General features: G+C 69.9%; 26 protein-coding genes. 14 read left to right on the top strand and 12 right to left on the bottom strand.

All coding sequences use genetic code 11. From position 1 onward, the window contains the following. Positions 1 to 67: 67 nt before the first annotated feature. Positions 68 to 1,624, bottom strand: a complete 1,557-nt coding sequence (locus EGT67_RS03005) for an LCP family protein (RefSeq protein ID WP_164877466.1) — start codon at positions 1,622 to 1,624, stop codon at positions 68 to 70. Positions 1,625 to 1,697: 73 nt separating this feature from the next. On the opposite strand from EGT67_RS03005, the gene rfbD reads away from it, so the two are divergent. Genes rfbD through EGT67_RS02985 form a run of 4 tightly spaced genes read left to right on the top strand, consistent with a single transcriptional unit; the run spans position 1,698 to position 5,394 of the window. Next, on the top strand, positions 1,698 to 2,555 hold the full coding sequence (gene rfbD, locus EGT67_RS03000) for a dTDP-4-dehydrorhamnose reductase (protein WP_127914518.1): 858 nt from the start codon (positions 1,698 to 1,700) through the stop codon (positions 2,553 to 2,555). Between the two features lie 34 nt (positions 2,556 to 2,589). Beyond that, complete coding sequence (locus EGT67_RS02995; RefSeq protein WP_127914517.1) at positions 2,590 to 3,492, top strand: glycosyltransferase family 2 protein; 903 nt, start codon at positions 2,590 to 2,592, stop codon at positions 3,490 to 3,492. Next, positions 3,489 to 4,568 (top strand): mannose-1-phosphate guanylyltransferase, encoded by a 1,080-nt coding sequence (gene manB / locus EGT67_RS02990; RefSeq protein ID WP_127914516.1) that lies wholly within the window; start codon positions 3,489 to 3,491, stop codon positions 4,566 to 4,568. Before EGT67_RS02995 ends, manB begins: the two co-directional genes overlap by 4 nt. A 49-nt stretch (positions 4,569 to 4,617) precedes the next feature. Further along, positions 4,618 to 5,394 carry an SGNH/GDSL hydrolase family protein gene (locus EGT67_RS02985; RefSeq protein WP_127914515.1) on the top strand — a complete coding sequence of 259 codons (777 nt, stop codon included), beginning with the start codon at positions 4,618 to 4,620 and terminating at the stop codon, positions 5,392 to 5,394. 68 nt (positions 5,395 to 5,462) lie between these two features. On the opposite strand, the gene EGT67_RS02980 is transcribed toward EGT67_RS02985, so the two are convergent. Next, positions 5,463 to 6,746, bottom strand: a complete 1,284-nt coding sequence (locus EGT67_RS02980) for an MFS transporter (protein WP_127914514.1) — start codon at positions 6,744 to 6,746, stop codon at positions 5,463 to 5,465. 193 nt (positions 6,747 to 6,939) lie between these two features. Here EGT67_RS02980 and EGT67_RS02975 point away from each other — a divergent pair, with 193 nt between their 5' ends. From EGT67_RS02975 to EGT67_RS02965, 3 genes are all read left to right on the top strand, one after another. Further along, positions 6,940 to 7,656: an IclR family transcriptional regulator gene (locus EGT67_RS02975; protein ID WP_127914762.1), complete on the top strand. Its 717-nt coding sequence runs from the start codon at positions 6,940 to 6,942 to the stop codon at positions 7,654 to 7,656. 108 nt (positions 7,657 to 7,764) lie between these two features. Next, positions 7,765 to 8,952: a 4-hydroxybenzoate 3-monooxygenase gene (locus EGT67_RS02970; protein WP_127914513.1), complete on the top strand. Its 1,188-nt coding sequence runs from the start codon at positions 7,765 to 7,767 to the stop codon at positions 8,950 to 8,952. 138 nt (positions 8,953 to 9,090) lie between these two features. Further along, the gene (locus EGT67_RS02965; RefSeq protein WP_127914512.1) at positions 9,091 to 10,017 is read left to right on the top strand and encodes an NAD-dependent epimerase/dehydratase family protein; all 927 of its coding nucleotides are present in this window, start codon (positions 9,091 to 9,093) and stop codon (positions 10,015 to 10,017) included. Between the two features lie 64 nt (positions 10,018 to 10,081). On the opposite strand, the gene EGT67_RS02960 is transcribed toward EGT67_RS02965, so the two are convergent. From EGT67_RS02960 to pcaH, 6 genes are read right to left on the bottom strand one after another with little or no spacing between them, the layout of a single operon-like run. Continuing rightward, positions 10,082 to 11,293: an acetyl-CoA C-acetyltransferase gene (locus EGT67_RS02960; RefSeq protein ID WP_127914511.1), complete on the bottom strand. Its 1,212-nt coding sequence runs from the start codon at positions 11,291 to 11,293 to the stop codon at positions 10,082 to 10,084. After that, positions 11,286 to 12,116 carry an IclR family transcriptional regulator domain-containing protein gene (locus EGT67_RS02955; RefSeq protein ID WP_127914510.1) on the bottom strand — a complete coding sequence of 277 codons (831 nt, stop codon included), beginning with the start codon at positions 12,114 to 12,116 and terminating at the stop codon, positions 11,286 to 11,288. The genes EGT67_RS02960 and EGT67_RS02955 overlap by 8 nt, the downstream gene beginning before the upstream one ends. A 2-nt stretch (positions 12,117 to 12,118) precedes the next feature. Next, positions 12,119 to 13,294 carry a bifunctional 3-oxoadipate enol-lactonase/4-carboxymuconolactone decarboxylase PcaDC gene (pcaDC, locus tag EGT67_RS02950; protein ID WP_127914509.1) on the bottom strand — a complete coding sequence of 392 codons (1,176 nt, stop codon included), beginning with the start codon at positions 13,292 to 13,294 and terminating at the stop codon, positions 12,119 to 12,121. Further along, positions 13,291 to 14,640 carry a 3-carboxy-cis,cis-muconate cycloisomerase gene (gene pcaB / locus EGT67_RS02945; RefSeq protein ID WP_127914508.1) on the bottom strand — a complete coding sequence of 450 codons (1,350 nt, stop codon included), beginning with the start codon at positions 14,638 to 14,640 and terminating at the stop codon, positions 13,291 to 13,293. The genes pcaDC and pcaB overlap by 4 nt, the downstream gene beginning before the upstream one ends. A 13-nt stretch (positions 14,641 to 14,653) precedes the next feature. Next, positions 14,654 to 15,298 carry a protocatechuate 3,4-dioxygenase subunit alpha gene (pcaG, locus tag EGT67_RS02940; RefSeq protein WP_127914507.1) on the bottom strand — a complete coding sequence of 215 codons (645 nt, stop codon included), beginning with the start codon at positions 15,296 to 15,298 and terminating at the stop codon, positions 14,654 to 14,656. Continuing rightward, positions 15,291 to 16,010: a protocatechuate 3,4-dioxygenase subunit beta gene (gene pcaH, locus EGT67_RS02935; protein ID WP_127914506.1), complete on the bottom strand. Its 720-nt coding sequence runs from the start codon at positions 16,008 to 16,010 to the stop codon at positions 15,291 to 15,293. Before pcaH ends, pcaG begins: the two co-directional genes overlap by 8 nt. Positions 16,011 to 16,191: 181 nt before the next feature. On the opposite strand from pcaH, the gene EGT67_RS02930 reads away from it, so the two are divergent. Together EGT67_RS02930 and EGT67_RS02925 are read left to right on the top strand one after the other, a co-directional pair. After that, entirely contained in the window at positions 16,192 to 16,938 is a 747-nt protein-coding gene (locus EGT67_RS02930) for a CoA transferase subunit A (RefSeq protein WP_127914761.1), read from the top strand. After that, entirely contained in the window at positions 16,935 to 17,582 is a 648-nt protein-coding gene (locus EGT67_RS02925) for a CoA transferase subunit B (protein ID WP_127914505.1), read from the top strand. The genes EGT67_RS02930 and EGT67_RS02925 overlap by 4 nt, the downstream gene beginning before the upstream one ends. Positions 17,583 to 17,609: 27 nt before the next feature. Here EGT67_RS02925 and EGT67_RS02920 read toward each other — a convergent pair whose 3' ends face one another. The 3 genes from EGT67_RS02920 to cofD are packed head-to-tail and all read right to left on the bottom strand — an operon-like array spanning position 17,610 to position 20,518. After that, positions 17,610 to 18,167: an NUDIX hydrolase gene (locus EGT67_RS02920; protein ID WP_127914504.1), complete on the bottom strand. Its 558-nt coding sequence runs from the start codon at positions 18,165 to 18,167 to the stop codon at positions 17,610 to 17,612. Then, entirely contained in the window at positions 18,168 to 19,514 is a 1,347-nt protein-coding gene (locus tag EGT67_RS02915; RefSeq protein ID WP_241565859.1) for a coenzyme F420-0:L-glutamate ligase, read from the bottom strand. After that, entirely contained in the window at positions 19,511 to 20,518 is a 1,008-nt protein-coding gene (cofD, locus tag EGT67_RS02910; RefSeq protein WP_127914503.1) for a 2-phospho-L-lactate transferase, read from the bottom strand. The genes EGT67_RS02915 and cofD overlap by 4 nt, the downstream gene beginning before the upstream one ends. A gap of 466 nt (positions 20,519 to 20,984) precedes the next feature. Between cofD and EGT67_RS25190 the strand changes: the two genes are divergently transcribed. Continuing rightward, positions 20,985 to 21,218, top strand: coding sequence for a WhiB family transcriptional regulator (locus EGT67_RS25190; RefSeq protein ID WP_206612279.1), 234 nt, complete (start codon positions 20,985 to 20,987; stop codon positions 21,216 to 21,218). 22 nt (positions 21,219 to 21,240) lie between these two features. Here EGT67_RS25190 and EGT67_RS02900 read toward each other — a convergent pair whose 3' ends face one another. Then, the gene (locus EGT67_RS02900) at positions 21,241 to 21,732 is read right to left on the bottom strand and encodes a metallopeptidase family protein (RefSeq protein WP_127914502.1); all 492 of its coding nucleotides are present in this window, start codon (positions 21,730 to 21,732) and stop codon (positions 21,241 to 21,243) included. 145 nt (positions 21,733 to 21,877) lie between these two features. Here EGT67_RS02900 and EGT67_RS02895 point away from each other — a divergent pair, with 145 nt between their 5' ends. The 4 genes from EGT67_RS02895 (at position 21,878) to manA (ending at position 26,331) form a co-directional block, all read left to right on the top strand. Further along, positions 21,878 to 22,270: a DUF3499 domain-containing protein gene (locus EGT67_RS02895; protein ID WP_127914501.1), complete on the top strand. Its 393-nt coding sequence runs from the start codon at positions 21,878 to 21,880 to the stop codon at positions 22,268 to 22,270. 221 nt (positions 22,271 to 22,491) lie between these two features. Further along, positions 22,492 to 23,874 carry a phosphomannomutase/phosphoglucomutase gene (locus EGT67_RS02890; protein ID WP_127914500.1) on the top strand — a complete coding sequence of 461 codons (1,383 nt, stop codon included), beginning with the start codon at positions 22,492 to 22,494 and terminating at the stop codon, positions 23,872 to 23,874. A 79-nt stretch (positions 23,875 to 23,953) separates the two neighbouring features. Next, positions 23,954 to 25,084 (top strand): tobH protein, encoded by a 1,131-nt coding sequence (locus EGT67_RS02885; RefSeq protein WP_127914499.1) that lies wholly within the window; start codon positions 23,954 to 23,956, stop codon positions 25,082 to 25,084. Beyond that, positions 25,084 to 26,331: a mannose-6-phosphate isomerase, class I gene (manA, locus tag EGT67_RS02880; protein ID WP_127914498.1), complete on the top strand. Its 1,248-nt coding sequence runs from the start codon at positions 25,084 to 25,086 to the stop codon at positions 26,329 to 26,331. Before EGT67_RS02885 ends, manA begins: the two co-directional genes overlap by 1 nt. Positions 26,332 to 26,335 lie beyond the last annotated feature (4 nt).

The following is a 26,335-nucleotide window of genomic DNA, read 5'->3' as shown; positions in this document are numbered from 1 at the left end:
CGCGTCGACTCCTTACTTCCCACTTCCGGGCTCGGCCCCAGTCGCTGGGTCACGACCCCGCCTCCGGTCAATTGACGCAGTGCGGTCCCTTGTTGCCGGCGTCGATCGGCGGGCCGGGTTCGACGGGGGTCGGCGAGGTGCCGGCGCTCGAGATGCCGCCCGAGGCCGACGCGCCCGACGAGGACGACGATCCGGACGGGCTCTTGTAGTCGCCGGCGAGGACGACGCGGACCTCTCCGGCCGAGAGGGACGCGTCGCTTTCGATCGGCAGGCCGCCCAGGGCCACGGAGACGGCCTGCGCGGCGTCGCCGTCGGACTTGTTCGCGAACACCGTGGTTCGGGTGACGGACTTTCCGGTGTTGTTGCCGACGGTGCCGAGGCCGAATCCCTCGTTCTCGAGGGCGGTGGCGACGCTCGAAGCGAGGCCGCCGATGCTGCTGTCGTTGGCGACGTCGACGGTCACGGACGAGACGTCGATGTCGGGCATCGTCGTCGGGACGGCCGAGGTGGTCGTCTCGGTGTCGTCGTCCTGCGGTTCCTCGCCGACGAGTCCGGCGACGTACTTGCGGACCGCCTTGGGGTCGACCTGGACGATCGACTCGCCGTAGTCGGTCATGGCGTTGATGTCGACGACCGGGATGGTCTCGAACTTGACGTCGCCACCGGCGAGATCCTGCAGCTGGGTGGCGAAATCGATGATGTCCCAGTCGGAGTCGAGCACCACGGACCGCTGGACCGCGGCGGTCAGCTGGTTCAGCTTGCCCGGGTTGGTCAGCGTCTTCGCGCTCAGCACCTGCTGCACGAGGGACGCCATGAACACCTGCTGCCGGACGATCCGGTCGAGGTCACCGCGGGGCAGGTCGTGCCGTTGGCGGACGAAGCTGAGGGCGTCGGAACCGCTCAGCGTCTGCTCGCCGGCCGGGAACTTCGCGCCCGAGAGCGGTTCGTCGACGGCCGCGTTGAGGCACACGTCGACCCCCCCGACGGCGTCGGTGAGCAGGACGAATCCGAGCAGGCCGATCTCCGCGTAGTGGTCGACGGTGATGCCGGTGAGCTTCGCCACCGACTCGATGAGCGCCTCGCGGCCGGCCTGGGTGGATTCCTTGTCGACCGTGGACTCCGATTCGCCGTCCTCGATCAGCTTCTGCCGTTCGATCTCCTTGGTGGCGCCGTACGCCGCGTTGATCTTCGACATCCCGATCCCGGGCACGTCGACGTAGGCGTCGCGGGGGATCGAGATCGCGGTGGCCGAACTGCCGTCGATGGGGACACGGACGAGCACGATCGTGTCGGTGTTGGACGCGACCTCCTCGCCGGCACGGAGTGCGGCCAGTTCGGACTGGCTGAGGGGATTTCCGTGTGCGTCGGTGCGGCTGTCGGTGCCGACGAGCAGAATGTCGACGGCGCCGTCCTTCGTTCCGCCCAGCCCGAGGCCACCGGCCGTGGCGAGGCTCGAGCGCAGCGAATCGACACTGCGCCAAGCGAATCCGGTGACCACCAGCACGAGGACCGCCGCGATTGCGATGGCGATCTGGATGCGCGAGACCGGGGCCGGCGGTCTCGGCACCTCCCGTGTGGTGGGCTCCTGTGGCACGTGTGCGCCTCCGTGACGGTCGGTTCTCATACTGTCCTCAAGGCTACTGGTCTTCTCCGCTCGGCACGCGATACAGCTGTCCGGCGTGCCAGACTCGGCGGCTGTGACAACTCTTCTTGTGGCGGGCGCGCGCGGGCAGTTGGGAAGCCAGTTGCTGCAGTGCGCGGAGGCCGCCGACGTCCCCGTGTCCGGGGTGGGTTCGGCCGAACTCGACATCACCGATCGTGGTGCCGTGGATTCGTGGGTCCGACCGGGTTCGGTGGTCGTCAACTGTGCCGCGTACACGGCGGTCGACGCGGCCGAGTCCGACGAGGAGGCCGCCGCGGCGGTCAACGAGATCGGGGTGCGGAACCTGGCGTCGGCGTGTGCGCGAGCGGGTGCGCGTCTCGTCCACGTCTCGACCGACTACGTGTTCGCGGGTGACGCGGACACGCCGTACGAGCCGGATGCTCCGACCGGGCCGCGGACGGCGTACGGGCGGACCAAGCTCGCCGGCGAGCGGGCGATCCGTGAGGTGTCGGCGGACGCGCAGATCGTCCGGACGGCATGGGTGTACACCGGCACCGGCACCGACTTCGTCGCGACGATGCTGCGCCTCGAACGCGAGCGCGACACCGTCCAGGTCGTGAACGACCAGACGGGCTCGCCGACGTACTCGGCGGACCTGGCGGCCGGGCTGTTCGAACTCGCCCGTACCGGGATCGACGGACCCGCGGGCGTCACGACGCTGCACGCGACCAACACCGGTTCCGCGACGTGGTTCGACCTGGCCCGCGCGGTGTTCGAAGGGGTCGGAGCCGACCCCGAGCGTGTGTTGCCTTGCACCAGTGCGGAGTTCGTGCGCCTGGCGCCGAGGCCGTCGTATTCGGTGCTCTCGCCGGCGGCGTGGGCGGCCGCCGGACTCACGCCGCTGCGGCCCTGGCGGGACGCGCTGGCCGACGCGCTGTCGCGGCTCGAGTGAGGACGAAGCGGGCTTTCGGGCTACGCTTGCCCGCGTGAGTTCGAAGCTGGCCGTGGTGACGGTGACCTACTCGCCCGGCGAGCATCTGGAGCATTTCCTGAGCACGCTGGTCGACGCGACGGTCGAGAAACCGCAGGTCATTCTGGCAGACAACGGGTCCACCGACGGTGCACCCGAGGCTGCCGCGGCTGCTCATGAGCATGTCCGGTTGCTTCGCACCGGCGGAAACATCGGCTACGGCGGCGCGATCAACCGTGCCGTTGCCGAGGTGGACCCCGACATCGAGTTCGTCGTCGTCGTCAATCCCGACGTGCGCTGGTCGCCGGGTTCCATCGACCAGCTGCTGGCCGCGGCGGAGCGGTGGCCGCGGGCCGGGGCCCTCGGCCCGATGGTCCGCGAGCCCGACGGCAGCGTGTACCCGTCGGCGCGTCGGGTGCCCGATCTGGCGTCCGGGGCCGGGCACGCCGTTCTCGGCTCGGTGTGGCCGTCCAACCCGTGGACGCAGGCCTACCTCCAGGAGAACGAGACGATCGCCGAGCGTCCGGCGGGCTGGCTGTCGGGTTCGTGCCTGTTGCTGCGACGGGCCGCCTTCGACTCGATCGACGGGTTCGACTCCCGCTACTTCATGTACATGGAGGACGTCGACCTGGGGGACCGGCTCGGCAAGGCGGGCTGGCTCAACGTCTTCGTGCCGTCGGCCGAGGTGACCCACGCCAAGGGGCACGCTGCGGGCCGGCATCCCGAGTTGATGCTGCCCGCCCATCACCAGAGCGCCTATCGATTCCAGGCCGACCGCCATCCCGCGTGGTGGCAGGCGCCGCTGCGGTGGGCGCTGCGGGGCGGGCTCGCCCTGCGTTCAAAGCTCGCGGTCGCGGCCGCCGTTCGTCGGCGCAGCGCGGACGAGCGTCGAGAAATCGAGATTGAGGGGAAAGCATGACAACTGCTTCGGCGACCGATGCCGTCATTCTGGTGGGAGGCCAGGGCACCCGGCTGCGTCCGCTGACGCTCTCCGCGCCCAAGCCGATGCTCCCCACCGCGGGCGTCCCCTTCCTGACGCACCTGCTCGCTCGCATCAAGCAGGCCGGCATCACGCACGTCGTGCTCGGTACCTCCTTCAAGGCCGAGGTCTTCGAGGAGCACTTCGGCGACGGCAGCGACCTGGGACTCGAGATCGAGTACGTCACCGAGGTCGAGCCGATGGGCACCGGCGGCGGTATCCGCAACGTGCTGCCCAGCCTGCGGGCCGACAACATCATGGTCTTCAACGGCGACGTCCTGGGCGGCACCGACCTGGGCGCAGTCCTCGACACCCACCACCGGACCAACGCGGACGTCACTCTGCACCTCGTGCGGGTCGGCGATCCCCGCGCCTTCGGTTGCGTGCCCACCGACGACGACGGCCGCGTCAAGGCGTTCCTCGAGAAGACGCAGGATCCGCCGACCGACCAGATCAACGCGGGCTGCTACGTGTTCCGCCGCGAGATCATCGAGAAGATCCCGTCGGATCGTCCGGTCTCCGTCGAGCGCGAGGTGTTCCCCGCGCTGCTCACCGACGGCGCGCGCGTGTTCGGTCACGTCGACAGTTCCTACTGGCGCGACATGGGCACCCCTGACGACTTCGTGCGCGGCTCCGCTGATCTGGTGCGCGGCATCGCGCCGTCGCCCGCGCTCGACGGTCCGCGCGGCGAGTCGCTCGTGCACCCCGGCGCCGGTGTGGCGCCCGGCGCGCTGCTGATCGGCGGCACCGTCGTCGGCCGCGGCGCCGAGGTCGGCGCCGGCGCTCGACTCGACGGTGCGGTGCTGTTCGACGGCGCTCAGGTGGAGGCCGGTGCGGTGATCGAGCGGTCGATCATCGGCTTCGGCGCCCGCATCGGTCCGCGTGCACTGGTGCGCGACGCGGTGATCGGTGACGGCGCGGACATCGGTGCCCGCTGCGAACTGATCAGCGGTGCGCGGGTGTGGCCCGGTGTCGCGCTCCCGGACGGCGGCGTGCGGTTCAGCACCGACGTGTGATTGCGCACGGATCCGGCTTCTTTAGCTCTGCTACTGAAATACTGGGGGCATGATGTCGCAGGAACCCGTCTTCCACCGGTACGTCGCCCTGGGTGACTCGTTCACCGAGGGCGTCGGCGACCCCGACCCGACCCGCCCGAACGGCCTGCGCGGCTGGGCGGATCGGGTGGCCGAGGAACTGGCCCAGCGCAGCGCCGACTTCGGGTATGCGAACCTCGCGGTCCGGGGCCGGCTGCTGGGTCCGATCGTCGACGAGCAGCTCGACGCGGCGATCGCGCTCCAGCCGGACCTGGTGACCGTCTACGCCGGCGGCAACGACTTCATGCGGCCGAAGGTCGACATCGACGCCCTGGTGGCGCGCTACGACGAGGCGATCGGCAAGCTCACCGCCACCGGCGCCACGGTGTTGATGTGGACGGCGTACGACGCGGGTTGGGCGACGGTGTTCGGCAAGCTGCGCGGGCGTTCGGCGATCTACAACGAGCTGGTCCGCGAGGTCGCCGACCGGCACGGCGCGAAGGTCGTCGACTTCTGGCGGTTCGACGAGTACCAGGACCTGCGCATGTGGGACTGGGACCGGCTGCACATGTCGACGCCGGGCCACCAGAACATGGCCATCCGCGTGCTAGAGACGCTCGGCGTCGAGCACCACATCGTGATGGATTCGCTCGGCCCGGACCTGCCCACCGACAAGGCGGCGCGGCGCAGCGCCGATCTGAAGTGGACCAGGGAATTCCTGATCCCGTGGATCGGCCGGCGGGTGCGTGGCACGTCGTCCGGTGACGGCATCACCGCCAAGCGGCCGACCCTCGCGCCCATCCGCTGACACCCGTTCACTGACGACGAAGGCCGACCGGACGAATCCGGTCGGCCTTCGTCGTCGAGTCCGCGTCGTCAGTCGGTGCCGAGGTTGCGGGTCGAGGAGATCGCGACGAGGCCGATCAGGCCGACGAGTGCGAAGGCGTAGAAGCCCCACGGCACGGCGTATCCGGCGCCTAGCAGCGCGCCGCCGAGGATCGGGCCGCAGATCGCGCCCACGCGGCCGACGCCCGCCGACCAGCCCAGCGCGGTCGCGCGGATGTTCGCGGGGTGGTTGGCGCTGGTGAAGGCGTACACCAGCACCTGGGCGCTGAAGACGAAGCAGCCGGCCAGGAAGACCATCACGTAGATGCCGCCGGCGACGTCGATGCTGAGCAGCGCGAGGAACAGGGCCGCACCGGCGAACCACACGATGGCGGCGGTGCGGGGGCCGACCTTGTCGGCGACGCGTCCGGCGATCAGGAGTCCGACGACGGCGCCGGCGTTGAGGATCAGCAGGAACGTCAGGGCGGCGCCCAGCTCGTAGCCGGCCTCGCGCATGATCGTCGGCAGCCACGTGTTGAGGCCGTACACCAGCAGCAGGCCCATGAACGAGGTGACCCAGATGGCGATGCTGTTGCGCAGGAACTTGGGTGAGAAGAGCGACTTGACGGGATCGGTGGCCGTGGCGACGGCCGTGTCGGCGGCCGGTGCCGCCTCGAGCACGAGACCGTACTGCGCGGCGACGTCCTCGGCCTCCTCGCGACGGCCCTTGGACAGCAGGTACGACGGCGATTCGGGGAGGTACTTGATCATCAGCGGGATCAGCACGATGGCCGGTGCGGCGCCGACGACGAACATCGAGTGCCAGCCGAACGGGTCGATGAGCACCAGGGCCAGGGCCGCGGTCGCCACCGCGCCGACGTGGTAGCCGGTCATCAGCATGGTCGACGCGGAGCCGCCGCCCTGCTTCTTGGAGAACTCGTTGACCAGCGCCAGGGCGGTGGGTAGCGCGCCACCCAGGCCGACACCGGCGAGGAAGCGGAGCAGGCCGAAGACGAACGGGTTGGGGGCGACCGCGCACAGCAACGTGAGCACCGAGAACGCCGCGACCGCGTAGATCAGCGCCCGGCGCCGTCCGATGACGTCGGTGAGGGTGCCGATGACGAGGGCGCCGATCGTCATGCCGACCAGCCCGAACGTCGAGATGGTCGTGATCGCGCTGGTGCTCAGGTTCCAGTCGCCGTACTCGCGCAGCGAGGGGATCACCGCACCCAGGACCACGAGATCGAATCCGTCCAGGAGGACGGCGATCCAACACAGCGGGGCCACCCACATCGCGGCTCGACCGCGCGTCGCGGGTCGTTCGATGGTGCTCATTCGATCTCCAGAAGCCCAAGGTGTTCGCAATGCGAACCACCGTTCAATTCAAGAACGCGGCAATTGTTGGTTGGATCACACGGCAAAGTCAAACCGCAGACCCTCGGGTCCGGTCGAACCCGGCCGTGCGGTCGTGCGGGCGCCGGGCGGCGACACTGGACGGGTGACTGACGCGAACGAAGCCGGCCGCAGCATGCTCGGACGGGCATTTCATGTGCTGGACACCTTCTCGGCCGAGCGGCCACGGCTGACGCAGTCCGAGCTGAGCCGCCGCACCGGGCTTCCGCTCCCGACCGTGCACAGGCTGTGCGCGCAACTGGTGGAACGCGGTGCCCTCGAACGAGACAGCGAGGGGCGGTACGAGATCGGTGTCCGGCTGTGGGAGTTGGGGGCGCTCGCGCCGCGTGCGCACGGTCTGCGGCAGGTCGCGATGCCGTATCTGGAAGACCTCTACGAGGCGACCCGCGAAAACGTGCAGTTGATCGTCCGGGACGGGCTCGAGGCCCTCTATGTGGAACGGCTGTCGGCGCGGGGTGCGGTGGCGGTGGTCGGCCGGGCCGGTGGCCGCCTGCCGCTGCACGCGTCGAGCGGTGGTCTCGTGCTCCTCGCGCACGGCGGCCCCGAGCTGCTGCGGGAGGTGCTGGCCGCAGGCCTCGAGCGGTTCACGCCCAACACCATCACGACGGAGCATCGGTTGCGGCAAACGCTCGCCGAGATCCGGCGGACCGGGTTCATCGTCTGCCGCGAGCACCTCAACATCGGAACGCTGGCGGTCGCGGCCCCGGTCCTGCGCCCGGCCGGCGAGGTGGTCGCGTCGATCTCGGTCGTCGTCGGCGCGGCCGCGGATCCTGCGCCGCTGATCCCCGCGCTGCGGGCGGCGGCACGGGGAATCTCGCGCAATCTCGCGTGACGCACGCCTCGTTCCCGGATTCGTCTTTCACTCAGTGAAAGTCCGTCTGTCGGCTGGGGCGAAACGCCGGGACAGTGTTGGCGATCACGATCTACCGAGGAGATGACCATGACCATTTCGAGCACCCAGGTCGGCATCGTCGGCGCCGGCCCGGCCGGACTGATGCTGTCCCATCTGCTGCACCTGCGGGGCATCGAATCCGTGGTCCTCGAGGCCCGGACCAGGGAAGAAGTGGAAGGCACCATCCGGGCCGGTGTGCTCGAGCAGAACACCGTCGACCTCATGACCTCGACCGGCCTCGGTGACCGGGTCAAGGCCGTGGGCCTCGAACACCACGGCATCGAACTGCGCTTCGGCGGCCGCGGCCACCGCATCGCGTTCGACGAGCTGACGGGCGGCCGCGCCGTCACGGTCTACCCGCAGCACGAGGTGCTCGTGGACCTCATCGCCAAGCGTCTCGCCGACGGCGGCGACATCCGGTTCGGAGTCTCGGATACCCAGGTGCACGACCACACCACCGACAACCCGTACATCACCTACGTCGACGCGGACGGCAGCGAGCAGACGCTGAAGTGCGCGCTCGTCGGCGGCTGCGACGGCTCCCGCACCCAGACGCGCAAGCTGATCCCGGAGCCGTCGATCCGTCGGGACCACTTCCGGCAGTACCCGTTCGCGTGGTTCGGCATCCTCGCCGAGGCGCCGCCGTCGTCGGAGGAGCTCATCTACGCCAATCATCCGCGTGGCTTCGCGCTCATCAGCACCCGCACGCCGGAGGTGCAGCGCCACTACCTGCAGGTCGATCCGGACGATTCGGTGGACAACTGGTCCGACGACCGCATCTGGTCGGAGCTGCACGCCCGGGTGGACGGCGAGGGCGCGGAGATCAAGGACGGCAAGATCTTCGAGAAGTCGATCCTGCAGTTCCGCAGCTTCGTCTGCGAGCCGATGCAGCACGGCAACCTGTTCCTCGCGGGCGACGCCGCCCACACCGTGCCGCCGACCGGTGCCAAGGGGCTCAATCTCGCCGTCGCCGACGTCTACGTGCTGTCGAAGGGCATGGCCGAGTTCTTCGAGACCGGCAACCGCGGCCCGCTCGACGGGTACACCGAGACGGTGATGCCGCGGATCTGGCGCACGCAGCACTTCTCGTGGTGGATGTCGTCGATGCTGCACCGCCTGCCCGACGCTTCCGGCTTCGACCACGAGCGGCAGCTCGCCGAGCTCGACATGGTGACCCGATCGGTCGCCGGTCGTACCCTGATCGCCGAGAACTACGTGGGTACGCCGCTCGGCTGATCCGCGGCCGGAACGTGCACACCGCCCGAGATCGAACGGGCCCGATTTCTCGCTCGGTGAGAAACGGGGGATGCCGGTGGGGGTGTCGCCCTTAGGTTCGTGAGAGCTGTACCGCTCCACCTACAGAAGAGGCATTCCATGAAGATCCTGATCGTCGGCGGCACCGGCATGATCGGTGCCCACACGGCAATCCACCTCCGTGAGGCCGGCAACGACGTCACCGTTGCCGCGCGGAACCCGCTCGCCGACGATTCTCCGGTGCGGGACTTCCCGGTGTTGCTCGGCGACTACACGGAGCAGACGTTCACGGCCGACCAGCTGGCACCGTTCGACGGCATCGTCTTCGCCGCCGGCCAGGACATCCGGCACATGGGCCGTGACCTGGATGCCGCCGCCGAGGCCGAGTTCTGGGAGAAGACGCAGTCCGGCGGCGTGCCGCGTTTCGCGGCCCTCGCGAAGGAGGCCGGGGTCTCCCGCTTCGTCCAGGTCGGCAGCTACTACCACCACCTGCGGCCGGAGTACGCCGAGACGATGCCGTACGTGGCGGCCCGTAAGGCGGCGGACGAGGGTGCCCGCGCTCTGGCCGACGACACCTTCAACGTCTCGACGCTGAACCCGCCGTCGATCCTCGGCGTGATCAGCGGCGTGTCCGCCAAGCGCTACGCCAAGATGTTCTCGTGGGCCGCGGGCAACGAGCCGCAGATCCCGGACTTCGCTCCGGCGGGTGGCACGAACTACATGTCGGTGCGGTCGCTGGCGCAGGCGATCTGGGGTGCGATGCAGCACGCCGAGTCCGGCAAGGCCTACCTGATCGGCGACCAGAACCTCACCTTCGCCGAGTACTTCCAGTTGCTGGTCGACGCCGCCGGCGGCAACCGCACCATCGAGTCGCGCGACGAGGAGCATCCGCTGCTGCCGGACAGCTTCATCGTGCAGGGCCGCGGCAACGCCATCTCCTACGAGACCGATCCGGACGAGACCGCCCTGCTCGGCTACACCAAGGGCGACTGCGCACGCGCACTCGCCGAGATGTACGAGGTCGTGCAGGCGACTTCCACCCACTGATCGTCACGAAAAGACCGGCCCCGCAGAGCGCTTCGCAGGGCCGGTCTTTTCGTCGTATCCGGGATCAGGCGATGCGCTCGAACACCGCGGCCAGTCCCTGGCCGCCGCCGATGCACATCGTCTCGAGGCCGTAGCGGGCCTCGCGGCGATCCATCTCGCGCAGCAGCGTCGCGAGGATGCGCGCACCGGTCGCGCCCACCGGATGGCCGAGCGAGATGCCCGAGCCGTTGGGGTTCAGGCGCGCGTCGTCGGGTTCGAGGCCCCACGTGCGGGTCACCGCGAGGGCCTGCGCGGCGAACGCCTCGTTGAGTTCGATGACGTCCATGTCGGCGAGCGTGAGACCCAGGCGACCGAGCGCCTTCTCGCTCGAGGGGACCGGTCCGATCCCCATCGTGCGCGGCGGGACACCGGCCACGGCCCAGCTCGCGAGCCGGGCGAGGGGGCGCAGGCCGAGCGCCTTCGCCTTCTCCGGGGTGGTGACGATCGCGATGGCGGCGCCGTCGTTCTGGCCGCTCGCATTGCCGGCCGTCACCGTGGAATCGGGGTCGACCTTGCCGCGGATCGCCCGCAGCTTGGCGAGGGACTCGAGACTCGTGTCGGCGCGGGGATGCTCGTCGGTGTCGACGATCAGTGGATCACCCTTGCGCTGCGGGACCGTCACGGGGACGATCTCCTCCGCGAAGACGCCGCCCCGCTGCGCGGCGACCGCACGATGGTGCGACTGGACGGCCAGGGCGTCCTGATCCTCGCGGCTGATGGAGAACTCGGCGCGCAGGTTCTCGGCCGTCTCGATCATCCCGCCGGGCACCGGGTAGTTCCGGCCGCCGGCGGTCACGCGGGCCCGGGCCAGCCGGTCGTTGAGGGCCAGAGACTCGCCGCGGACGCCGTAACGCATTCCGGTGGCGTAGAACTCGGCCTGGCTCATGGACTCGACGCCACCGGCGAGGACGAGGTCGCTGCCACCGGACTGGACCTGCATGACGGCCTGGACGATCGCCTGCAGGCCGGAGCCGCAGCGACGGTCCACCTGCAGGCCGGGGACGTCCACACCGAGCCCGGCGTTGAGCGCGGCGATGCGGCCGATCGCCGGGGCCTCGCCGCCGGGGGAGGCCTGGCCGAGGATCACGTCGTCGATATCGGCACCGATGATGCCGGTGCGCGCAACCAGTTCGGTGATGACGGTGGCCGCGAGGTCCTCGGGTGCGATGTCCCGGAAGACGCCGCCGAAGCGGCCGACGGGCGTGCGGAGCGGTTCGCAGATGACTGCGTCAGGCATATCTCATTCCTTGATGCGAAGGCGATCGATTCTGGGTGCGGGCGAGATCCGCCGAAATGGCGTCCGCGGTCGCGACGGCCGCCGGCACGAGCGTGTCGTACACCGCCTCGGTCGTGTAGCGGGCGGACTGCGTCGAGATGTTCACGGCCGCGACCACGGCGCCGTCCCGATCGCGGATGGGCGCGGCCAGCGAGCGCAGCCCCTCCTCGAGTTCCTGGTCGACGACGCAGAATCCGTCGGACCGGATCTTGTCGAGTTCGGTGCGCAGCGCGTCAGGTGTCGCGATGGTACGCCCGGTGAGCGGGGTCAACTCCACGCTCGCCAGGTAGGCGTCGAGGTCTGCGGGGCTCAGTCCGGCCAGCAGCACCCGACCCATCGACGTCGCGAACGCGGGGAAGCGGGTGCCGATCGTGATGGACACCGTCATGATGCGCCGGACCGGGACGCGGGCGACGTACACGACGTCACCGTCGTCGAGGATCGACACCGACGTCGACTCGTGCACTCGGTCCGACAGCGCCTCGAGGTGGGGTCCGGCGATGTCGGGCAGCGACAGGCTCGACAGGTAGCTGTAGCCGAGTTCGAGCACCCGTGGGGTGAGCCAGAACGCGGAGCCGTCGGTGCGCACGTAACCGAGTTCGGTGAGGGTGAGCAGGAACCGGCGGGCCGTCGCTCGGGTGAGGTCGGTGGCGCGGGCCACGTCGCTCAGTGTGCGGCGGGGGTTCTCGGCGTCGAACGCCTTGATGACGGACAGTCCGCGTGCGAGGGACTGCACGTAGTCGGTCGAGGCCGCGGTCGGTTCGGTCCCACTCGTATTCGTCACTGTCAGGTACTCCCCTCGGTGGCACCCGCCAGGTCGGCGAGGGCCTGCTTGCCGAGCGCGAACGCCCGGTTGCTGTTCGGCACACCCGCGTACACCGCGGTGTGCAGGAATACTTCCACGAGCAGGTCCGGGTCCATTCCGGAGCGCAGTGCCGCCCGGATGTGCATGTCGAGTTCGTGGTCGTTGCCGACGGCGGTGAGGATCGCGAGCGTGAGCAGTCGCCGGGTGGGGTGGTCGAGGCCGTCGCGGGCCCAGATGTCGCCCCACGCGGTGCGGGTGATGAAGTCCTGGAACGGTTCCGTGAACGCGGTGCTGCCCGCGATCGCCCGGTCGACGTGCGCGTCGCCGAGCACCGAGCGGCGCACCCGCATGCCGGCCTCGTGGATCGCGCGGCGGGCGACTCCGACCGGGGTGGCCGCGGCGATGTGACGCTCGATCAGCCGGGTTACGGCACCGGCCTGTTCGACGTTCGCGAGGTGCGCGCCGGGGGAGACGACGTGGAACTCGGCGCCGGCGACACCGTCGGCGATCACCTGCAGTGCGGACGGCGGGGTGGGTGCGTCCTGCTCGGCGGCGATCACCAGCGTCGGCGCGACGATGCGCGCCAGGTCGGCGCGCCCGTCCCACTGCGACAGGGCCTCGCAGCAGGCGGCGTACCCCTCGTCGGAGGAACCCGACACCATCGCGACGTGGCGGGTCACGAGATCCGGATCACGCTGCGCCAGTTCGGGAGTGAACCAGCGTCCGACCACCGACTCGGCGACGGCGCCGACGCCGTCGGTGCGGACGGTCGCGGCGCGGTCGAGCCACGGGGCGGCCGGTGCGAACTGCGCCGCCGTGCACATCACGGTGAGCGTCCGCACCCGCCGCGGGTGGTGCGCCGCGAGCCACTGTCCGACCGCGCCGCCGAGCGAGAGACCGACCACGTGCACCGAGTCCAGGGCGAGCTTGTCGAGCAGCGCGATCACGTCGCCGCCCAGGTCGGCCATCGTGTACGGGCCGGCCGGTGCGGGCGAGCCGCCGTGGCCGCGGTGGTCGACGGCGATCACGTGATGGTCGCTCGACAGGGCGTGGATCTGCGGATCCCACATGTGCAGGTCCGAGCCGAGCGAGCCGAGCAGCACGATCGCGGGCGCGGCGGGGTCGCCGTGCGTCTCGAAGTGCAGGTCCACTGTCATCGATGTCCTCCGGTGGTTCGGGCAGGCTGTGCCGCCCGGGAGTCGAGGGCGCGGTCGACGAGGTCGACGGCGTGGCCGAGGTAGTGCGACGGGTCCAGCAGGTCGCGGAGGGTGTCGGCCGGCAGGTGCGCGGTGATGTCCGGTGCCTGGTCCAGCGGGACCCCGGACGAGGCCGCGGCGGTGACGATGTCGCGCGCCGAATCGGTGTACTCGGACAGCGCTTCGGTCACGCGCTCGGCGAGGATCAGTCCGCCCGTGATCGCGAGGTTGCGGGCCATGGCGTCGGCGTCGACCCGCAGTCCACCGATGCTCGACGTGAGCCGGTGCGCGGCGCCTCCGGTGAGGCGGAGCAGGTCGGTGACGGTCTCCCACTCGGCGTGCCAGGCGCCGGCCGCGCGGGCGAACTCGTGGTCCATGGACGACAGAACCGTCGACACGAGGCCCGGAACCCGTCGCGCCGCGGCGCGTGCGGTGACGGCGGCGACGGGATTCTGCTTGTGCGGCATGGCCGACGAGCCGCCCGGGGCGTTCTCGGCGACCTCACCCAACTCCGTCGATGCCATCAGCGTGATGTCGGTGGCCGGCTTGGACACGGCACCCGCGGCGACGCCCAGCGCCGTGGCCAGCGCCGCGACCGGGGTGCGGGTGGTGTGCCACGGGACGACCTGCCGGGTCAGCCCGAGTTCGTCCGCCAATGCGTCGGCCAGGTCGAGACCGCGTGGCGCACTGGCGGCCAGAGTTCCTGCCGCGCCACCGAACTGGACCGGCAGCGCCGACAGTGCCTGCTCGAGGGCGTCGGCGGCGTCGTCGAGTCCGGTGAACCACGACACCGCGAGCGCGCCGAAGGTGGTGGGCAGTGCCTGCTGTCCGAGCGTGCGCGCCACCATCGGGGTGTCGCGGTGCCGGCCCGCGAGCGCGGCGGCGGCGTCGGCCGCGGTCCGTAGCGCGGCGAGAACGGTCCGGCCCGCCCGGCGCGACAGCAGCATCAGCGCCGAGTCCATGACGTCCTGGCTGGTGGCGCCGACGTGCACCGCCGCGGCGGGCACACCGTCGTCGGCGCACGCGGACCGCAGGATCCGCACGAGCGGGATCACCGGGTTGCCACCGGACGCCGACCGGCGGCCGAGGTCGGCGATGTCGAGCGCGCCGGGCTCGGCGAGGCGCGCGGCCACCCCGGTCACGGTCGCCGCGTCGTCCGCGGTCACCATGCCGACGGTGGCGGCCGCGCGGGTCAGCGCGGCCTCCACGTCGAGCAGGGCGCCCACCCACGCGCGGTCCGAAACGTCCTCGGCCAGTGGGTCTGCGCCGAAGACGGGATCGAACAGTTCGCCGCGGGTGTTCGTCACGGGTGGCTCCTGATCACAGCTCGAAGAACGGCGTCTCGACACCGTCTGGATCGCTGTCCTGAACATAGACCGTCAGGGTGTACCCGTCGTCGGTCCTGCTCGCGATCAGCTTGGGGCGCTGCGACTCGGGCAGGGACGTCAGTACCGGGTCGGCGGCGTGCTCGTCGGTGTCCTCGGGGAAGTACAGCCGCGTGTACAGGCGCTCGAGCATGCCGCGGGCGAAGATGCCCACGTTCACGTGCGGTGCCTCGACGGTGCCGTTCTCGGCGGGCAGCGGACCCGGCTTGACCGTGTGGATCACCGCGGTGCCGGTGTCGTCGGCGCCGGCCCGGCCGAAGCCCCGAAATCCCGCGGGAACCGGCGCGAGTGCACCGCGCGGGTCGTCGGGATGGGCGAAGCGCCCCGCGGCGTCGGCCTGCCACGTCTCGACCATCGCGTCCGCGACGGGCACGCGGTCCCCGTCGATCACGGTGACGTGCAGAGCGATCCGCCCCGGAGTGCCCTCGGGCGCCGCGTCGGGTCCGTCCGCCCACGGTAGGCCGATGTGCCAGTAGGGGCCGACGGTCTGAGAGGGAGTGACACCGAACTCGGCGGTGGTGAAGTCGCCCGGCGTGACGGGGTAGGTGGGTGCAGTGTTCTGCGGGGCGGTGTCAGGCATCGTGGTCCTCGTCCTCGAACGGGGTGGCGTCGCGTCCGCGCAGGACGATGTCGAAACGGAATCCCAGGGCCCAGTCGGCGGCGGTCGCGTCGTAGTCGAAGACGCTGACCATCCGGTGCCGCGCCTCGGCGGGGACCGCGTTGTAGATCGGGTCCTGGAAGAACAGCGGGTCGTCCGGGAAGTACATCTGCGTCACGAGACGTTGCGTGAACGAGCGGCCGAACAGCGAGAAGTGGATGTGCGACGGACGCCACGCGTTGTCGTGGTTGCGCCACGGGTACGCGCCCGGCTTGATCGTGGTGAACGTGTAGTGGCCGTCCGCGTCGGTGACGCATCGGCCGACACCGTCGAAGTGCGGGTCCAGCGGCGCGGGCCAGTTGTCGCCGGTGTGGCGGTAGCGGCCGCCGGCGTTCGCCTGCCACACCTCGAGCAGGGTGTTCGGGACCGGCCTGCCGTTCGCATCGAGCACCCGGCCGTGGACGACGATTCGCTGGCCCTGGGCCTCGCCGCCGTTCGCGATCGTCAGATCGGCGTCGCCGGACCGAACGCGGTCCTCGCCGAACACCGGGCCGGTGAGCTCACCGAGTCGCTGCGGGACCAGTTTGAGGGGCTGGCGCGGGCTGCGCAGCCGGGTGGTCTTGTAGTCGGCGAAGTCCGGCGGCGCGTTCACGCCGTCGCCGGCGGGCCGGTACTGCGGGGGCAGATGAAGCATGTGTGACCTCGTGGGGGACAGGTGAGAGGGGGATCGAGACGTGTTCGCAATGTGGACGATGTGACGCTATACGAACAACGTAGTGCGTGCGGGCTCGGCAATCAATGGTTGGCCGTCATTGTGTTCGTGATGCGGACGAGGGTTCACAATACGTACGGCTCGCCGTATGCTGGCGGCCATGATGGACAAAGTCATTGCCACCGCAGCCGAGGCCGTCGCCGACATCCCGGACGGCGCGACCATCGCGGTCGGTGGATTCGGCCTGGTCGGAGTGCCCGAGATCCTTATAGGCGCGCTCCTCGACCAGGGAGCCACGGACCTCGAGACGGTGAGCAACAACTGCGGAACCGACGGCTTCGGGCTCGGTGTGCTGCTCGAGAAGGGCCGCATCCGCCGCACCATCAGCTCGTACGTGGGCGACAACAAGGAATTCGCGCGGCAGTACCTGTCGGGTGAGCTCGAGGTGGAGTTGACGCCGCAGGGCACCCTCGCCGAGCGTCTGCGCGCCGGCGGCGCCGGCATCCCGGCCTTCTTCACCCCCGCCGGCGTCGGCACCCAGGTCGCCGAGGGTGGGCTGCCGCGTCGCTACGACGGCGACGGCGGCGTCGCGGTCGCCAGCCCGGTCAAAGAGACCCGCGAGTTCGACGGCACGACGTACGTCATGGAGCGCGGCATCGCCGCCGACTTCGCGCTCGTGCACGCGTGGAAGGGCGACCGCCACGGCAACCTCGTGTACCGGCGCAGCGCCCGCAACTTCAACCCGCCCGCGGCCGCATCGGGCCGCATCACCATCGCTCAGGTCGAGCACCTCGTCGAGCCGGGCGAGCTGGATCCCGACCAGATCCACACCCCGGGAATCCACGTGCAGCGCGTCGTGCACGTGGGCAAGGTCACTGTCGGAATCGAGAAGCGAACGGTACGAGCATGACTCAGGTTGTCGAACAGAAGCTGACCCGCGAGCAGATGGCTGCACGGGTCGCCCAGGAACTATCCGACGGTCAGTACGTCAACCTCGGAATCGGCATGCCGACCCTGGTGCCGAACTACATCCCCGAGGACGTCACGGTCGTGCTGCACTCGGAGAACGGGGTGCTCGGCGTGGGCCCGTATCCCACCGAGGACGAACTCGACCCCGAACTCATCAACGCCGGTAAGGAGACCATCACGGTCCTGCCCGGTGCGTCCTACTTCGACTCGTCGCAGTCCTTCGGCATGATCCGCGGTGGTCAGGTGGACGTCGCGGTGCTCGGGGCGATGCAGGTCAGCGCCGAGGGCGACCTCGCGAACTGGATGATCCCCGGCCACATGGTCAAGGGCATGGGCGGCGCGATGGACCTCGTCCACGGTGCCAAGCGGGTCATCGTGATGATGGAGCACGTCTCCAAGAAGGGCGAGCCGAAGATCCTCGACGAGTGCACCCTGCCGCTCACCGGCAGAGCCTGCGTGCAGCGGATCATCACCGACATGGCCGTCCTCGACGTCACCGACGAGGGCCTGCGCCTGGTCGAGACCGCGCCCGGCGTCAGCGTCGACGACGTGGTCGCGGCTACCGCAGCGAAACTGCTGCTCTGAGTCGACCGGTCGGCCCGGCCGCCGCGTTCAGCGCGCGGCGGCCAGGCGGACCAGGTGGTCGATCGTGTCCTTCTCGGCGCCGTCGGGCAGGTCGTCGACGGGGAACCAGCGCAGGTCCTGGGACTCGTCGCTGATCACGATCGGCACGGCGGACGCGGGTCCGGGTGCCCGCACCAGGAACCGCAGATCCAGGTGCCGGGTCGGGACGCCGAGCGAACACGTGATCGGGTGCGTGTGCGCGGACAGCACCCGCGGATCGATACGCAGCCCCTCGATGCCCGACTCCTCCCGCGCCTCCCGCAGGGCCGCCGCGACGACGGTGTCGTCGCCCTCCTCGCAGTGGCCGCCGAGCTGGATCCACCGTCCCACCCGCGGGTGCAGCGTCAGCAGCACGTGGTCGCCGCCCTCGTCGAGGACCAGCGACGACGCCGTGATGTGCCCGGCCGCGTGCGAGCGCAGGCAGCCGTCCGGGGCCGAGTCCAGGAACGCCAGCATCGTGTGCCGTAGCGACTCCGCGTCGTCCGAATCGGTGTCCCAGTGCGCGAGCGCCTCGCGGGCGGACGCATGCAGTGATCGCGCCGACATCTACAACTCCAGCAGCGCGTCGCCCGGAACCTGCGGTTCGCGGGGGATCAGCGGTTCCGTGGGGTGTCCGACGGCGATCGCCCCGAGCGGCTGCCAGTCCGCCGGCAGGTCGAGTTCGGCCCGGACCGTGTCGGCGGCGAAGATCGTCGACCCGATCCAGCAGCTGCCGATGCCCCGGGTCGCGAGCGACACCAACAGCCCCTGCACCGCGGCACCCACCGCGACCGTGAACATCGTCGACTCGGCGCGCGTGCGACGTTCGTCCGGGTAGTCGTGCGCGCCGTCGGGCACGCAGAACGGGATCACCACCTCGGGGGCGCGGAAGAGGATGTCGCCGCGGGCGACGCGCCGCTCGATTCGCTCCTCGCTCATCCCGTCCGCGCCGAGGTCCTCGCGCCACCGCCGCTGCATCGCGTCGAGCAGACGCTTGCGGACGTCGGGGCTGCGCAGCCACACGAACCGCACCGGGCGGGTGTGGTGCGGGGCCGGAGCGGTGAGTGCCTCCGCGATCGAGTCGCGCAGCGCCTCCGGGTCGACCGGTTCGTCGGCGAACTCGCGCACCGAGCGACGCAGCAGCAGCGCCTCGCGCCGGCCCACCTCGAACGACTCGGCGGTGCCGAGCCAGAACAGGTCCTCGGGCCCGCGGCGGATCAGCTTGTCGGCGCCCGATCCGTCGTCCTCGAGGTCGAATCCGCGGACGACGGCGACCGGCACACCCCCGAGCTTGCCCTTCACGAGGTCGCCTGCGGCGGCGATCTCGTCGGCGACAGCGACCTCGGTCACGAACAGTTCGTTGCCCTGGCTGTCCACCGCGCCCGCGTAGGCGTGCAGGACCGGGATGCCGGCCGCACCGATCGCGGCGTCGATCTGACCGATGCGCCACGCCCGACCCATGGTGTCCGTCACGACGACCGCGACGTCGACCCCGAGCCGAGACTTGATGTCGCCGCGCAACTTCCGCGCACTGCCGTCCGGATCCTCGGGCAGCAGCGCCAATTCGGAGCCGTCGACGTTCGATCCGTCGATCCCCGAGGCGGCCTGCACGATGCCCAGCTTGTTCTCGGTGATGAGGGTGCGCCCCTTCCGGGCCACCACCCGGACCGCCTCCTGGTCGACCAGCCGACGGCGGGCCGCATCGCGCTCGTCAGGGTCGCTGGGGGACTGGACGATCCGACCCTCGACCTTCGAGAACACCTTGCTCGTGACGACCAGCACGTCGCCGTCGGTGAGCCACGGTGCGGTCTCGACGATCGCGGCGGCCAGATCGTCACCCGGTCGGAACTCGGGCAGGCCCGGGACGGGCAGGATCTCGATCGCCCGTCCGGCACCGTGGTCGCGCACGCTCACAAGCTCACTCCGGCAACATCGAATGCGGCGCGGACCATCTCGGCGGTGGCCTCGGGATCGGACATCAGCAACGGCACACTGCGCACGTCGACGCCCGGAACGTCGGCTTCGTCGGTGGAGTGGATCAGCCAGCCGTCGAGGATGCCGGTGCCCGATCGGGCACCGTAGTGGCGGCCGATCGCCTCGGCGGAGGTCTCGACGCCGATCACCTCGAGACACTCGTCGGCCATGCCGCGCAACGGCTTTCCGCCGATGATCGGAGACAGGCCCACGATCTTCGCCTTGGTGGTCCGCAGCGCGCCGCGGATGCCGGGTACCGCGAGGATCGCCCCGATGCTGACCACCGGATTCGACGGCGCCAGCAGGACGATGTCCGCGGACTCGATCGCCTCGAGCACGCCCGGTGCAGGCTTGGCCTGCTCCGCACCGATGTACGCGAAGCTGTGCGTCGGTATCTGCGCCCGGTAGCGGACCCACCATTCCTGGAAGTGGATCGCCTTCTGCCGTTCCCCGGACGGATCTGCGTCGCTGTCGGGAGCGGTGACGACGACATGGGTCTCGCTGCGGTCGTCGGTCACCGGAAGCAGTGCGACACCGGGCTTCCAGCGATTGCACAGCGCCGCCGTGACTGCCGAGAGCGGGTATCCGGCGCGCAGCATCTGGCTGCGGATCAGATGCGTCGCGATGTCGCGGTCACCCAGCCCGAACCAGTCGGGCTGCGCGCCGTACGCCGCGAGTTCCTCTTTGGCATTCCAGGTTTCGCCGATGTGACCCCAGCCGCGCTCCGGGTCGATGCCCCCGCCCAGGGTGTACATGCAGGTGTCGAGGTCCGGGCAGATCCGCAGGCCGTGCATCCACACGTCGTCGCCGACGTTGACGACGGCGGTGATTCGATGATCGGTCTCCCCGGGAGCGCCGTCGCCGATCGCGCCGCCGAGCAGGCTTCGAACTCCTTGGAGGAAACGGGCCCCTCCGACGCCGCCAACCAATACAGTCACATTCACAACTCGAAGCCTATGCGGTGGTATTGCATGCCACTCGGCGCAGTCTCTTCGGCCGAGTTGTACCACGCTGCTCGGGGGGTGTGGGATGGTAGACGACTTTCCGTTTCAGCTTGACCCGACACGCCAGGGCATGTCTAATCACATGTATGTCATTCCAGGTTCGAGGGGCGAGTTCACTTGGAGCGACCCTCGGCTCGAGCAATCGTTCGGGTGAGCGCCAGGACGATTATCGGGGTGGGAGCGGCAGAACGCGATTCGAGATGAATTCACATTTTCTGCGCTAAATACATGGTGAGGAGGCGGAGCGATGATGCCCTACCAGCACTACGAGTTCGAAACTCCTCTGAGCGTGGTCGGCAACGGGCCGACCGATTCTGATGCGGGTGCAACGGGAGGCGCCGGCTTCGAAGACTTCGAGTTGGGGGTCGCGGTTCCCCAGCTGAGTCTGATTCCAGGTTTCGACGAGATGTTCGAGGCCGACGAGGAGCAGTGGCAGGACCGCGCGCTGTGCGCGCAGACCGATCCCGAGGCCTTCTTTCCGGAGAAGGGTGGGTCCACCCGCGAAGCCAAGCGCATCTGCATGGGGTGCGAGGTCCGCGGCGAATGCCTCGAGTACGCACTCTCGAACGACGAGCGATTCGGCATCTGGGGTGGGCTCTCCGAGCGTGAGCGCCGGCGCCTCAAGCGCGGAATCATCTGACGGGCGCCAGGCGCCTGCAGTGCTAGTCGTCGGCCCCGGGTAGATCGGGGTCGATCACCTCGGGGTCGACCCCGAGATATGTCGACACCTGTTCGACGAGCACGTCGTGAACGAGGTCCTCGAGATCCTGAGGATCCTTGGCGCGCAATTCGATTGGGCGACGGAACAATACGATGCGGGCACGCGTCGCGGTCCCGTGGCGGTCGATGCCGGCCGGGATCAGGCGCGACAGCGGGACCGGTCCGTCCGCGACCACTTCGGGCGGCCAGTTCACCGAATCGGGGTCGATCGCCCGGATGCGGGGCACGTCGTCCACCGCGATGTCGAGTTTGGTGAGGCGGTCGTGCCAGCGCGCGTCGATCGGTTCGAACGCGCCCAGCACCAGGTGATCGAACTTCTCTGCGCGTGTCCGTGCCGCCGGCAGGCCCGGCGGGAAGAGCGGGCCGCGGATGCCCCGGCCTCGCCGCGCGACCGATCGTGATGTCAGCGGGCGGGGACGACGAGATCTGGCCATGTAGGGGACATTACAGCGGCTGTCCATCACCGCCGCCGCGTCTCCGGTCGCTTCGGCTCGGGCCCCGTCCCATCCACTGTTCTGCCGCCACGTATCGGTGTGTCCGAGTAGGTCAACTCGAAACTTGGGGCTAGTCTCCTTGCTTGTGAGATCACTGCGTCGATGCTGCCGACCTGGGTGCAAGAACCCTGCTGTCGCGACCTTGACGTACGTGTATTCGGATTCCACCGCAGTCGTCGGGCCCCTGGCCACGGTGGCGGAGCCGCACTCGTGGGATCTGTGCGAAACCCACGCCTCGCGGATCACCGCACCCAAGGGCTGGGAACTGGTGCGGTACGAGGGCGGATTCTCGTCCAGCACGCCTGACGAGGACGATCTCACTGCTCTCGCCGAGGCGGTCCGCGAGGCCGGACTGGGTGAGCGCCCCCGCCCCGATGCCACCGAGTCGCGGCCCGGTGCGGTGGCGCCGTCGGCTCCGCCCACCGCGCGCACCGGACGTCGCGGTCACCTCCGGGTCCTGCCCGATCCCGCGAACTGAGCGGTTCGTCACTCCCCGTGCCCGTGATCGGGTACGCGTCCCCAGGTGCTCCTTGCCTGCTCCAGCCCGGTCTGCGGAACCGGACAATTCGCTCAGGAAGCGCAGTCGGGGCACTCACCACTAGGCTCGGTGGGACGACTCGGTCGGGCAACCGGCCGGGTCGAACAATCGGTGGGACGAACAACGTCTGTCGCATCAACGAACAGCAGGAGTAACCAGCAGTGGCTCGATCCGTCGAATCCGTGAATGCCGTGATCAAGGCCTACGACGTGCGTGGTGTCGTGGGCGAACAGATCGATGCCGACTTCGTGCGCGACGTGGGTGCGTCGTTCGCCCGACTGGTGCGGGACGAGCAGTCCGAGGGCGAGCGTGTGACGCGGATCGCGATCGGTCACGACATGCGCGACTCGTCACCCGAGCTCTCGCGGGCCTTCGCGGAAGGCGTGACCGCGCAGGGCCTCGACGTGGTCCAGATCGGCCTGGCCTCCACCGACCAGCTGTACTTCGCGTCGGGAGTCCTCGACTGCCCGGGTGCGATGTTCACCGCGAGCCACAACCCCGCCAAGTACAACGGCATCAAGCTGTGCCGGGCCGGCGCCAAGCCCGTCGGTCAGGACACCGGCCTCGCCGTGATCGCCCGCGAGGTCGCCGAAGGGGTCCCCGCGCACGACGGCCCGGCCGGGACCGTCGCCGAGGACGACGTGCTCGAGCAGTACGCGAGCTTCGTGCGGGGGCTGGTGAACCTGTCCGAACTGCGGCCGCTGAAGATCGCCGTCGACGCCGGCAACGGCATGGGCGGACACACGGTGCCAGCCGTGTTCGGCCCGATGCCGGTGACCGTCCTGCCGCTCTACTTCGAGCTCGACGGCAGCTTCCCGAACCACGAGGCGAACCCTCTCGATCCGGCCAACCTGGTGGACCTGCAGAACTTCGTCCGTGAGACCGGCGCCGACATCGGCCTGGCCTTCGACGGTGACGCCGACCGCTGCTTCGTGGTCGACGAGAAGGGCAACCCGGTCTCGCCGTCGGCGGTGACCGCCCTCGTCGCGGACCGTGAGCTCGCGAAGGAGCCGGGCGGCACGATCATCCACAACCTGATCACGTCCCGGTTCGTCCCCGAACTGGTGGAGAAGCTCGGGGGCACCGCCGTGCGCACCCGCGTCGGCCATTCGTTCATCAAGCAGCAGATGGCCGAGACCGGTGCGGTGTTCGGTGGCGAGCACTCCGCGCACTACTACTTCCGCGACTTCTGGGGTGCCGACTCGGGCATGCTCGCGGCGCTGCACGTGCTGGCGGCGCTCGGCGAACAGGACCGCCCGCTGTCGGAGCTGATGCAGTCGTACGAGGGATACGCGGCCTCCGGCGAGATCAACTCGACCGTCGCGGACGCCGCCGAGCGGACCGCCGCCGTCGTCGACCTCTTCGCGGATCGCGCGGTGTCCGTCGACCGCCTCGACGGCGTCACCGTCGATCTGCCGGACGGCGCGTGGTTCAACCTGCGCGCGTCCAACACCGAGCCCCTGCTGCGCCTGAACGTCGAGGCGCGCACGCCGGCGGACGTCGATGCACTCGTCGACGAGATCCTCGCAGCTGTGCGCGCCTAGTCGGTGAATTGCTGGGATACTCGAGTCACCTGAACTCGTCGGGGGGACAGGGAGTGGGAGAAAGGGAGGTGTGTCCGTCATGACAGCTCCGTCGTCTCTGCTCGATCTCGATGACGTCGATGCACTGCTGGCCGCGGACGTCGACGGCTCGCTCCGATTCGCGGCGCTCGGCGGCGCGCAGATCCGCGCCACCCAGGCGGCTGTGGAGGAGGACGGCTTCGCGCGCCTGCAGGGTCTGCAACCGCGCAGCGTGGTGCTCGTCACCGGTGAAGGCCCGGCCTCCCGCGCCGCCGAACTGGTCACCGCGGCGGTCGGTGGCCGGATCGGCATCCCCCTGGTGGAAAGCGGGGACACCCCGCTGTGGGTCGGGCCCCTGGACGTCGTGGTGGTGGCCGGCGACGACGCCGGTGACCCGCGGCTGGTCGAGTCCGTCGACCGCGCGCTGCGGCGCGGCGCGGAGGTAGTGGTCGCGGCCCCCGACGAGGGCCCGTTGCGGGCCGCGGGCGCGGGGCGCGCGACGGTACTCCCGCCGCGCGTGGCGGTTCCCCACCACCACGGTCTGCTGCGGTACCTCGCGGCCTTTCTCGCGGTCCTGATCGCGATCGACGCCGAGCGTGCGGCGAAGGTGTGCCCCGACCTGGGCCGTCTCGCGGACGCTCTGGACGACGAGGCGTTGCGCGACCACCCGCGCAACGAGGTCTTCCACAACCCCGCGAAGTCGCTCGCGGTGCGGATGCAGGGCCGACGCGTCGTCCTTGCCGGCGACACCCGCGTGACCACGCACCTGGCACGGCACGGCAGCGAGATCCTGCTGCGGTGCGGCGCCGCCGTCGCCGCTGCTGCGGACCTGCCGGGTGTTCTCTCCGGTGTGCAGCGCTTCGGCTCGTCGGCCGCCTCCATGCCGCCCGGGTACGACCCGTTCTTCCACGACGAGCAGCTCGACGGCCCGGTGCCCGGCATGCCGCTGCGCGTGTTCGTCTTCGCTGCGGAGGCGGACCGGCCGGTCGTCGATCGCAGGGTTGCGGTGCTGCCCGACGCTGACGTCGTCGTCGCGGCGTCGGAGCAGACGGGGGCCCCGGGCCCGCAGGGTCCGCCGGGATCCACCGCTGAGGGTCCGGCCGCCACGCGGACGGAGATCGAGCAGATGGCAGTTCTCGTCGGCCGCCTCGAGATGAGCGCGGCATACCTACGTTTGATCGGTGGTAACTAGTGCGCCAACTCGAAGGTGCGCTCCGGTCCTATGCATGGGGGTCGCGGACCGCGCTCGCGGAGCTGTGCGGACGTCCGAGTCCCAGCGCGCATCCGGAGGCGGAACTGTGGTTGGGGGCCCATCCGGGGGATCCCGCACGGGTGATCGAGGACGGCGGAGACCGTTCCCTGCGCGACGTCGTCGACGCCGCCCCGACCCGAGAGCTCGGCGAGCGGTGCGTCGCCGAGTTCGGCGAGCGCCTGCCGTTCCTGTTGAAGGTCCTCGCGGCCGAGGAGCCGCTGTCGCTGCAGGCGCACCCGAGCGCCGAACAGGCGCGCGAAGGATTCGCTCGCGAGGAGGCGTCGGGGATCCCGGTCGACTCGGCCGAGCGGAACTACCGCGACGCGAGCCACAAGCCGGAACTGGTGGTGGCGCTGACCCGATTCGAGGCGCTCGCGGGGTTCCGAGATCCGCACCGGACGGTTCGGTTCCTCGATGCCCTGGCGGTCCCGGAACTCGAACCGTACGTCGGTCTGCTTGCAGGACAACCTGATTCGGGAGGCCTGCGCGCACTGTTCACCACGTGGATCACGCTGCCCGCGCAGGCTCTCGCGACGTTGCTGCCGGCGGTACTCGACGGCTGTGTCGCCTACCTGTCGAACACCGACGCCGGTGAGATCGAGTTCGCGCAGGAGGCCCGGACCGCACTCGAACTCAGCGAGGGCTACCCGGGCGACGCGGGCGTCCTGGCGTCGTTGCTGCTCAATCGGGTGACGCTCGACCCGGGGCAGGGGTTGTTCCTCGATGCCGGGAACCTGCACGCGTACCTTCACGGCACGGCCGTGGAGATCATGGCGAACTCGGACAACGTCCTGCGGGGCGGGCTCACCCCGAAGCATGTCGACGTTCCGGAGTTGTTGCGTGTCCTCGACTTCGACACCGTCGACGTCCCGGTCCTGACGCCCGTCGGGACCGAGCGCGACGGCGAGGTCGCCTACGAGACCCCGGCGCCCGAGTTCCGGTTGTCCCGCATCGACCTCGACGCCTCCGGGGGCGGCGCCGGCGCGGCGACCTGCTTCGAACCGGACGGCCCACAGATCGTGCTGTGCACCTCGGGCGCGGCCAAGCTGGGGTGTGGATCGCAGTCGCTCATGCTCGAGCGTGGCGCAGCGGCCTGGATCTCTGCCTCGGACAGCGAGGTTCACATCCAGGCCTGTGCCGAGGACACCCAGCTGTTCCGCGCCGGAGTGGGGATCGTCCGGGTGTGACGGC

This window comes from Prescottella agglutinans (assembly GCF_004011865.1).
Taxonomy (GTDB): Bacteria; Actinomycetota; Actinomycetes; order Mycobacteriales; family Mycobacteriaceae; genus Prescottella; species Prescottella agglutinans.
The sequence above is the reverse complement of the archived record's forward strand: the minus strand, read 5'-3'. Positions and strand labels throughout refer to the sequence as shown.

Bases quoted from the DNA above. Each gene is read 5' to 3' on its own strand.
- EGT67_RS03005 (WP_164877466.1), bottom strand. From the start codon at position 1,624: ATGAGAACCGACCGTCACGGAGGCGCACACGTGCCACAGGAGCCCACC.
- manB (WP_127914516.1), top strand. From the start codon at position 3,489: ATGACAACTGCTTCGGCGACCGATGCCGTCATTCTGGTGGGAGGCCAG.
- EGT67_RS02985 (WP_127914515.1), top strand. From the start codon at position 4,618: ATGATGTCGCAGGAACCCGTCTTCCACCGGTACGTCGCCCTGGGTGAC.
- EGT67_RS02980 (WP_127914514.1), bottom strand. From the start codon at position 6,746: ATGAGCACCATCGAACGACCCGCGACGCGCGGTCGAGCCGCGATGTGG.
- EGT67_RS02975 (WP_127914762.1), top strand. From the start codon at position 6,940: ATGCTCGGACGGGCATTTCATGTGCTGGACACCTTCTCGGCCGAGCGG.
- EGT67_RS02970 (WP_127914513.1), top strand. From the start codon at position 7,765: ATGACCATTTCGAGCACCCAGGTCGGCATCGTCGGCGCCGGCCCGGCC.
- EGT67_RS02965 (WP_127914512.1), top strand. From the start codon at position 9,091: ATGAAGATCCTGATCGTCGGCGGCACCGGCATGATCGGTGCCCACACG.
- EGT67_RS02960 (WP_127914511.1), bottom strand. From the start codon at position 11,293: ATGCCTGACGCAGTCATCTGCGAACCGCTCCGCACGCCCGTCGGCCGC.
- pcaDC (WP_127914509.1), bottom strand. From the start codon at position 13,294: ATGACAGTGGACCTGCACTTCGAGACGCACGGCGACCCCGCCGCGCCC.
- pcaG (WP_127914507.1), bottom strand. From the start codon at position 15,298: ATGCCTGACACCGCCCCGCAGAACACTGCACCCACCTACCCCGTCACG.
- pcaH (WP_127914506.1), bottom strand. From the start codon at position 16,010: ATGCTTCATCTGCCCCCGCAGTACCGGCCCGCCGGCGACGGCGTGAAC.
- EGT67_RS02930 (WP_127914761.1), top strand. From the start codon at position 16,192: ATGGACAAAGTCATTGCCACCGCAGCCGAGGCCGTCGCCGACATCCCG.
- EGT67_RS02925 (WP_127914505.1), top strand. From the start codon at position 16,935: ATGACTCAGGTTGTCGAACAGAAGCTGACCCGCGAGCAGATGGCTGCA.
- EGT67_RS02920 (WP_127914504.1), bottom strand. From the start codon at position 18,167: ATGTCGGCGCGATCACTGCATGCGTCCGCCCGCGAGGCGCTCGCGCAC.
- EGT67_RS25190 (WP_206612279.1), top strand. From the start codon at position 20,985: ATGTTCGAGGCCGACGAGGAGCAGTGGCAGGACCGCGCGCTGTGCGCG.
- EGT67_RS02900 (WP_127914502.1), bottom strand. From the start codon at position 21,732: ATGGCCAGATCTCGTCGTCCCCGCCCGCTGACATCACGATCGGTCGCG.
- EGT67_RS02885 (WP_127914499.1), top strand. From the start codon at position 23,954: ATGACAGCTCCGTCGTCTCTGCTCGATCTCGATGACGTCGATGCACTG.